The following is a 10278-nucleotide window of genomic DNA, read 5'->3' on the forward strand; positions in this document are numbered from 1 at the left end:
AATGAGGAAATAAGTAAATTAGTAAAATTAAAATAAGGAAAAGATCATACGAGTGAATAATCACTTGACAATAAGCAGAATTTTAGTTATAAATAATTATGTATTCTTAAATTTATAACAAAAATTATAACAAAATTCACATATTAATTATTTATTTTGAATTTAATAAAAAGAGGTTTTAAGAATATTTCGGTATATTTTCTTTGCTTGTGAAACGGCTGTTAATTAAACGGCTTAATTTTGATCGGGCTGATAATATGTTGAAAAAGGTAATGAGAAAATGTGTACAGGAAGGTGAAAGATGAAAAATATACTTGGATATACTGAAAGACAGTTGAAATCATGTCTTAAGAGGAATAAAAGGGTAAAGTTTTCAAAAAGCCTGCCATTGATTTTTCTGATGACAGGTAAAATTTTAAGCGCAAATGAAAATCCCGATATGGGAAAAGTAGCAGAAAATCTGCAAAAAAAGATAACGAAATTGCGTAATGAAAACAAAAAAAATCTGAAATACAGCAGATTAGAACTGGAACGTCTGGAAAAAGAAGGAGATCAGGTAATAAAATCTCCATGGGAAAGCTATATATTTTCGACATTGTTCGGATATAAGGATATGGACGGACAGAGTAAAGAGTGGAAATACGGCGACAGAAAAGATACTGTACAGGATATAGACCGAGCAGTTTTGAGAAGTTTCTTCGGGCTGTCGAGCCTGCGCAGCGGCGGAACTACAGGATGGATTACTGAAACTAACACAGGAGACGGAAACGGAAATGCATGGACTGTTAATACATCAGTCTATGATAATACAGCACAGTTTACAATAATTCCTACGATAAAAGTGTCGGAAGTAACAACTCCTCTGTCACCGCAGGTGGATCTGCCGAGTATTAATGTACCTGTAGTACCGGGAGCACCGGCGATAACGTTAACGCCTGTAAATATAGGGACTATTTCCATAAGTGTGGCAGCTCCGACTATTACCGGGGCAGTACCGGCAGTTACATTGAACTCGCCGAATGATGTAAGCATAAGTACAATATCGCCTAATATAAATGTATCTGTGGATGAAGTAAGCGGTCCTGTGATAAGCACAGTAAACCAGCCTGTTATTTCGTTTACGCCTCCGAATTTAAGTGTGGCTCCGCAGGTACCGCCTAAAATAAAGGTTCCTACACCAACAGTAACAGCTCCTGTTTCTCCTCCGGCTCCAAGCTTTGAAGCTTTTACCAGAGGAAGAGGTGACTGGCTGGGAGGTTTCTCTTTTATTGTAGGAAGAAACAATTTTGACAGAAAAATACTGGCATGGGAACAGGGATCACCAGCACCGTCGCAAAGAGGAATAAACAGCCAGCCTATGTTTAATATTGGCGGAACAATAAGAGGGCATGGAAAGAATACGACAAGTAAAATTTATGCTGTTACAGACTCTTTAGGAGTAGTAAATAACAGATATACTGATATCCAGCTGAGCAATGCTGCGGCTGGAGGAAAACCGACAAACCAGTATGGTGCAATACCATATCCTACAGTAGTAGTGAGCCCGGCGGCATTTCCGTCTAATGTGGCTAATGAATGGGTTTCGGCAGTTGATAATGATGCTTTGCAGGGATTCAGTACATCAAGATATCAACAATCATGGATTTTTCAGGGATCACCTATAGTAGAGGACATGGATATAATAGTAGGAGGTTCTCAGTCATATTCCACTGCACTATTTGCACAGACAGGCTCAATTCAGATGAACAGAGTGGGAATAGAGCTGAAAGGAAGAACAATAATAGGACAGCTTAGTATAAGAAGTGCCTATAACGTAAAATTTACAAATGTGGATATAAATATAACAGGAGATTCAAACAGTCTTTTGACAACACAGGTTTATCCTAATGCACATTTATACTGGCAGTCTAATGATGGAAGAAATGGAACGACATGGGGAGCCAGTTATCTTGATAATACAGCAAGCAGCACAGCAGTGGATTTCGGCGGAACAAAACTTGTGGCAGACAGAAGCAAGAATACCATATTTTATGTAGCGCCGTCAGAGATGCACAGATGGCTTGGGTATTCTCAAATGGTACCGTTACCCGGGACAACTGATCCTAAAGTCTATGATATAAATTCTGAGAAATACTATATGTTTGCACCTGTAATGGGAAATGTCAATGTAAAGAATACAGGCGGAGATGTAGAGTATACAGGAAGCGGAAACGTAGGAATATGGGTAGCAGGTTATGTTCCTGACAGAACACAGTGGGCTACAGGGCTGAAACCATCTCTTGATCTGGGAACCGTAAAACTTCAGGGAGATAAAAACGTAGGTTTTTACCTAGCGTCGCATAATACAAGACCAGATGCAAACGGGATATTTCAGGGGAATATTAATGTAAATGTAAAACTGGGGACAGATATAGACGGAAAAGGCGGAACTGCACAGACAGGAACAGGGAATATAAGCGGAAACAGCAATACAAAAAGTGAAGATAACGTAGCACTTTATGTGTCGTCAGGTCAGAGAGCCGGAATGAATAATACAGTTAATACTGCTTATCAGGAATATTTTCCTGCCACACTGGATTTTAAAATTGATAAATCTGTCACTCCTAATCTTGTGGGAATAAACAATAACACACAAATAGGATATCAGTATCTGACAAGTGATCCGATAAAAGACTTAAGCGTAACGAATTTCAATCTGGAATTTGGTAAATTTTCCGAAAGGGGAATAGGAATTATAGCCAAAAACGGAAGTGTGGTTAATGTAAATAAAGGTTCTGCAATACTGGATAATGCAGGAACAGGAACAGATAGAGCAACAGGGACAATTATGTTCTATACAGAGGGCGTATGGTTTAATCCGAGAAAAGCACTTACAGGGGGAGTATATAACAAGGAAGCATACGGTAGAGGTGAAAGCCAGACAGGACAAAAAAATATAGTCGACTTTAATTCTACAATAAATGTAAGTAATGATGTTTCCATGTCTAGTTATGAAGCAATAAGTTTTTTTGCTAAAAACGGAGGAAAAATAACAGGTAAAAATGTAAGCATGACAGGGCATAGTTCTATAGGTGCTTTCGCATACGGAGCAAATGACCTTGCTGCAGGCAGTACAGTGTTAGCTAATAATACAGGTGCGGGAAGCCAGGCGTCTACAACAATTACTCTTGGAAATGTGAGCGCAACAGGACTTGGTTCGGCAGCTAACAAAAATGACGGAAGTAACAGCAACGTGGGAATAGCAGCTTTAAGTATGTCAAATGACGAACTTACAAAGGGTACAGGAAGTGTTCTTGTAACAGCTACAGGAAACCTTACTGTTAACGGAGTAGGAGCTTTTGCTAAAGGAGATAAAGCCGTAATAAAAGTTCAGGGAACAAACAGTGTCATAAATACAGGGGAAAACGGAGGTCTTGTTGCCCAAAAAGGCGGAAAAGTCGAATTTGGCGGAGGAACAATTACTCATAAGATAGACGATAAAGTAGCTTTTTATTCTGATGCTAAAGCAGGGACAACAGTATCTACCATAGATTTTAAAGGTGCAACAACGTTTGAAATGTATAAGGGGATAGCTTTTTACGGATCAAAAGATGATTTTAACGGAACTTCGGGAAGATATCTCGGAATGAATAATGTAACTGTAAATCTAAGAGATAATGGCATAAATCTGGGATATTTCCAGTATAATTCAAGTGAAAGCGATACAGACAGAACGATCAACTGGACAGGTTCAAATATTTCCACATATCTGAACAGTCTGAAGACAAGAGTAGGAAATGCAACTATAAATGATAATGGTTTTTGGTTTAAGTCTTCTTTAGACGGGGCAATAGTAAATATAAACGGAGATGTAAATCTGGATTATGCCTCTGATGATCTGGGAGGAACACCGGATAAATTCAATGATATAACAATAGAAAGATCAAAAGTAATTGTATCTTCGGGTGTAACCGCAGAGTCAATTGATAAAGGAAACGGACTGAAAATGGCTTCCAATACAAGTGCGGCCAGCAATAGTGAGACAGGCTACACAATAAGAGGAACTGTGGATATAAAAGATCCTACTGTAACAGGTTCGGGAGCTAAAGAAAATGTTGGTGTTTATGTTAGTTTCGGACATATAAATAATACAAATACAGGTTTGATAAAAGTAGATAAAGGTGTGGGAGCTTACGGAGTAAACGGAAGTCAGATAATAAACGACGGAATAGTGGAAGTTTCTACAAAAACAAATAATGGTCTGGGCGGAATAGGACTGGTAGGTGTTACAAGAAAGGTAAAAGCTGACGGTACTGTAGATACTGCGGAAAATTACGGGACTGATAACACTTCAAATCCGGCGATGGCATCTCTGCCATTGGTAGATATTATAAACAGAGGTACATTAAATATATATTCAGCAGGAACAACACCAGCTTCAAATGCAACGGGAATATTCGCGGAAAATAACACAGGCGGTGCAAGAAGCAGAGTAAAAATATATAATGAAGGTAACGCAATAATTCTGGGTAATGAAAGTGTGGGAATAAAAGTAAAAGCAGCAGCAGGAATAACAGAAGGAGGAACTCTTACACTAAAACATAAAACAGGAGTGAGCGGGCCGGATATAAAAGTTGGTGAAACTTCATTTGTGATATCAGCAGATTATTCTGATGTGAAATTCGACGGAAATTATACTGTGGAAATGGGCAGAGAAAGTGTGGCGCTGAATCTGTCAGGAAACAGCACTGTAAGCACTGCCGGTGCATCTGATGTTCTGACTGTTAATTACGACTATAACGATCTGGGAATAACAACAGCACCAAAATACGGGACAGGAATTTATTATACAGGCAAAGTTGGTGAAATAGTAACAAATAATCTGAATCTTGTATTACAGGCAGCAGGAGCAATATCTGATGATAATAATGCACTTGTGGGAATTTATGCGGCAGGAACTGAGACAAATGCTTCTAATATCACAAAACTGTATAATAACGGAAATATTTCAGTGGGTAATTATGATTACGGAATTTACGGAAAGAATATTTACACAATAAATACAGGAAATATAGAAGTAAAAGATAACGGAATCGGGATTTTGTCAGATGAAGGGCGTGTAGAAACAGCAGATAATAAGATAAAAGTAACAGGTGACAATGGTATCGGTATCTATGCCGGAGCTTTAAACGGAACATATAACAGAGATGTTCTTATAACTTCATCAGGAGTAAGCAATAAGCTTGAAGTAACAGGTGAAGAAGGTATAGGAGTGTATCTTGAGGGTAAAGCAAGACTTGATAACAGAGGGATAATAGAATTAGCTGATTCTAATACACCCGGGGCATTGCCCGGAGAAATTCTGAGAAAAACAGGAGTATATTTAAAAAATTCTGATACTGCCAATGAATCAACAGGTATAATCAGAGTAAATAAAAATAATATAGGGGTGTATTCGCTAAATTCCAGATTTGAAAATAAGGGAACAGGTTTATTGTCAGTGGAGAATACCACAGCTGCACAAAATATAGGAATATATGCAGTAACATCAAATGATGCCGCAGCAGATAATTTTCTTATTACAAACAGCGGAACGATAGAAGTAAACGGTTTGAAAAATATAGGGATATATTCTGAAATAAAAGATACAGCAAATGCCGGAGATACAGGTCATATAAATCTGTCTTCGGGAAGAATAAATGTAACAGCTTCAGATCCTCTGACAGATTCGAATATTCCGTTAGGAGTATATGCAAAGGGTCAGAATATAAACGTTTCGTCAGTTTCATCAGTGACAAAAGTCAGTGAAAATGGCATAGGTATTTATGTTGACGGTGCTTCAACACTGGGAAATTCCGTTAATGCATTTAACGGCGGATTTACATTGAAATCAACAGCATTATCTACACCGGCAATAGGAGCATATCTGAAAAATGGTGCTCAGGCACTGGCGGGAAATATAACTGTGCTTAGTACAGGGACAGCAACTGATGGTTCAGGGAATCCTTTGAGACCAATAGGTGTATTTTATGCTGAAAATACCGGAGCTTTAAATAACGGTGTGAATATTACCCTGACAAATGACGGTATAAATCTGAATAAAGAAACAATAGGGGTATATGCAGAAAAAGTTAACAGCCTGACAAATACGGGAAATATAACAATAAGTGCAAATTCAAAAGGTATCGGAGGCTATTTTAAAGATACTAATCTCGTGAACAGCGGTGCAGTAACTGTAAATGCAGACAGCGCATACGGTCTTTATCTGAAGTCAGACGGAATAACAGCAACAAATTCTTCTAATGCAGGGTTGATAAATGTTAACAGTAAAGAAGCAGTAGGAATCATTCTTGATGATAAAGCCAAACTGACTAATACAAGTACAATAAATTCAACTGCCGGAGGAAATGCAGCACAGAACGGCTCTATGGGAGTATATGTAACAAATCAGGGGAACTTTATAAATGATACAACAGGACATATAAATGCCACTATTGCTGCTGCGGGGACTAATCCGGGAAGTGTAGGAATTTATATAAAAAATGGTCTCGCAGAAAACAAAGGAAATATAACATCAAATTATGTAGGATTATATGCTGAAAAAGACAGCAGTCTGGCATCTTCATCAACAATAGCTGATCATACAGGAATTATAACTATAAATAACGGTATAGGAATATATGCCAAAGATACAGGAACACAGATAAACCTTAATGCAGGCGGAACAATAAACGGTACTGCGAATAATCTGTCAGGTGTAATGGCTTATGATAAGGCTGGTGTATTACTGAACGGAACAAATATATCGCTTACAGGTGACCAGTCAAATGCAATAATACTGGGGAACAGTGCTTTGAATACAGATAAATCTGTTCTGGAACTAAAATCAGGAGATATAACTGTAGGTAAAGAAGGTACTGCAATATATTCCATGAATGGAAATATAAATATAGACAGCAGTTATACAGGGTTAATTACACTTGGAGAAAAAGGAACAGGGGTATATGCTGATAAAGATACGGCGATAAGTGCAGGAACTCTGGAAACAGCATACTCACACGGATCAAATAAAGGTGTGGGAATATTCTATGACGGGGGAACTCAGGAAAATAAAGTAACAATAAAACAGCATGCGGGAAATAATAATCTGATTAATATTTATGCACAGGATATAACTCTTGTAAATAATGCAGATCAGGAAGTATCGCAGAATGGTATAGGAATCTTTGTAAAAGGACCTGTATCAACCACAACCGTGGAAAATAAAAAGTTATTATCATTGGCTGGGAGCAATTCTGTGGGTATAGTAACAGAAGCGGGGTCAGCAGTAACAGGTATTGGGAAAATAGCAGGAATAAACGGAAAACACGATAAGATAGGTGTCTATGTAAACGGCGGAGATATATCAGGATCAGCAGGATATGAATTCGATATAGACGGCGGAATAGGAATATATCTGAAAAATGCAGTGAGTTACACTGGGACAATGGAGCTGAAAGGCGGAGTATATGATGACAGCCTGAATAAATACAGGGCAATAGGAATTCTTGCTTCATCATCATTTGGAACAGGAACAATCACAGCTGGTATAGATATGACCGGTTCAGGAGGAATAGGGATTTATCAGGAAAGCGGAACTGATATTACATATTCCGGTAAATTAGATCTAAAAGGAACAAGTACAGCAGCTGATCAGGGAATAGGAGTCTATACTAAGGCAGGGAGCCAGTTTAATCTTACTGCCGGCGGAGAAATCAAAATAGGCGGGACAAATAATATAGGATTCTATGTGGAATCAGGCGGAGTCCTCAATGTAGCAGGAGGAACGGTAACTAATACCGAGGACGGGATATTTGCCTATCTTGAAGGCGGAAATATGACTTTTACAGGCGGAGGAACAAATATTAATTACGCCAATGTAATAGTAGCTTCTGGAGGAAGTCTTGTAAATCAGACAACAATAGCAACAGGAAAAACTGGACTTCAGGCAACAGGTGAAAGTCTGGCTCTGGTACCGTCAACAATATTAAATGATACAACTGGTATTATAAATTCAACAACACTAAATGCAGTAGCAATGACAGGACTGGATAAAGCATACATTGAAAATAAAGGGAAAATAAACCTGAGCGGCGACGGATCTATAGGAATGTATGTAAAAGATGCAGATGGAATTACAACAGGTGAAGTTAATATAGGTGAAAAATCAGTGGCTTATTATGCTGACGGAATAAACGGGGAAATGACAGTAAATGGTATAAGCAGCATTGGTAAAAACTCTACACTGCTCGCAGTAGCAAACGGAGCGAAAATTAATTATCAAATTGGTGCAATAAGTCTCGGAGATGAAAGATACGGAGCTTTGATAGACGGAGCGGCAAGTGTAATTGATTTCGGCGGAAATAATATAACAACAGGTAATAAGTCTGTAGCAATAATGCTTCAAAACGGCGGACAGCTGAATAATACACTTCATGATATAACAGTAGGCAATGAAGCTGTAGGTATATACCTTGCTGATTTTACAAATGTAGTTTCACCATTGTCAAGAACAATAAATTTAGGTATAGGTTCAACGGGAATATACGGAGAAAACGGGGGAAATATAAAGCTTGACGGAAGTATTATATCAGCGGCATACGGTGCAAAAGGAATAGCATCTAAAAATTCTGCCGTAACATGGATAGAAAATTCCGGAACTATTGATTTATCAGGAGCAGCAAGTGTAGGGATGTATGGTGAAGGAATAGCCCAGTTAAAGAACAGCAGCGGAAAAATAATAAAAATTGGAGACGGAGATTCTGCAAACAGCAAATCAGGAGTGGGGATTTTCGGACTTAATTCAGATAATATTATAAATGAAGGAATAATAGAATTTGGAAATGAAGCTGTGGGAATTTACGGTGAGAATATTACATCTTTGATCGAGAATAAAGCAGGAGGACTGCTTACAAATAACGGCGGTCAAAAAGGAACAGGGATATTTGCCAAAGGTTCAATGGTAGAAAACAGAGGAACTATAGTTTTAGGAGATACATCAAACGGTATCTATTCTGATAACGGTCTGGTAAATAACTACAATAATATAACTGTGGGGAATGATAAGTCAGCGGGAATATTTACTTCAGGAACAGCAGATATAAATCATATTTCAGGAACTGTAAGTGCGGGATCAGATTCTGTAATTCTGGCGTCTGAAAGCGGAAATATAATAAATAACAGTACACTTCTGTCTACAGGTGAAGGAACTACATATATTTACAGTAAAGCCGGAAACGGTACGACAAATACAGCTCTGACATTAACGGATTACAGTGTTGGAATGTACGGGCAGTCTGGAATAATGACAAATAACAGTGTGATAACTGTAGGGAAATCAGATGTGGCAGCAGGGAAATTCTCTGTGGGAATGGCAACAGAAACAGGAAAAATAGTAAATTCTCCGGGAGCCTTGATAACAGTGGGGAATGAAGCCGGAGTAGGTATGTTTGCCAGCGGTGTGGAAGTAAAACACCCCGACGGGACAATTACTTTCGGACCGTCAGGAAGAGCCGAAAACTACGGGACTATAGATGTGACAGGATTAAAGGCTTATGGAATGCTCGGTACAAACGGGGCAACTGTATATAATGACGTAAACGGAATTATAAATGTAGACGGTACAGGAGCAAAAGGTATCGTAGGTACAAATGAAGCACATTTGATAAATGATGGTATAATAAACGTAAATGGCAGTAATGCACAGGGAGTATATATCGAAAAAGGCGCTACACTTACAAATACTGGTCAGATAAATGTAAACGGAGCAGGAAGAATAGGCGTATTTGTAGGAATGGGAAGTTCGTTTGTGAATACTGCCGGAATTACAATAAGTTCAGGCGGGACTGTGGTACTTGACGGAGGCGGAACACTTGCCAATATCGGGGATATAGTTATAGACGGGCCTACTGCCACAATAAACGGAATTACAATAAATAATACAGGGAAAATAGAAATAACAGGGACAGTTAATTTTACTGATAATATCCTTCTGGAGACAACACCAGGAAAAACAGGAACTATAAATGTAGGCGGAATATCAGGAACAGGTCATATTATACTTAGTCCGGGAGCAACACTGGGAAATAACTATGATATGTATCATGTACAGCTTCTCGGCGGACTGCATAACCCGACTACGGAAACAATAAGATTAACATCACAGTCAGTATCTTTTCTTGCAGAAAAGTATTTTGACAAAGACCTGAACAGTTATGTTCTTACACTTACAAGAATACCTTATGCACAAATGCTTAAAAA

At 38.4% G+C, this 10278-nt stretch carries 1 protein-coding gene; it reads left to right on the forward strand.

The window, feature by feature from the left end; translation table 11 throughout:
• Positions 1-301: 301 nt before the first annotated feature.
• On the forward strand, positions 302-10278 hold a 9977-nt coding region (locus tag NK213_RS07505), incomplete at its 3' end, for an autotransporter-associated N-terminal domain-containing protein (RefSeq protein WP_253348289.1).

The sequence above is a fragment of the Sebaldella sp. S0638 genome (assembly GCF_024158605.1).
Taxonomy (GTDB): domain Bacteria; phylum Fusobacteriota; class Fusobacteriia; order Fusobacteriales; family Leptotrichiaceae; genus Sebaldella.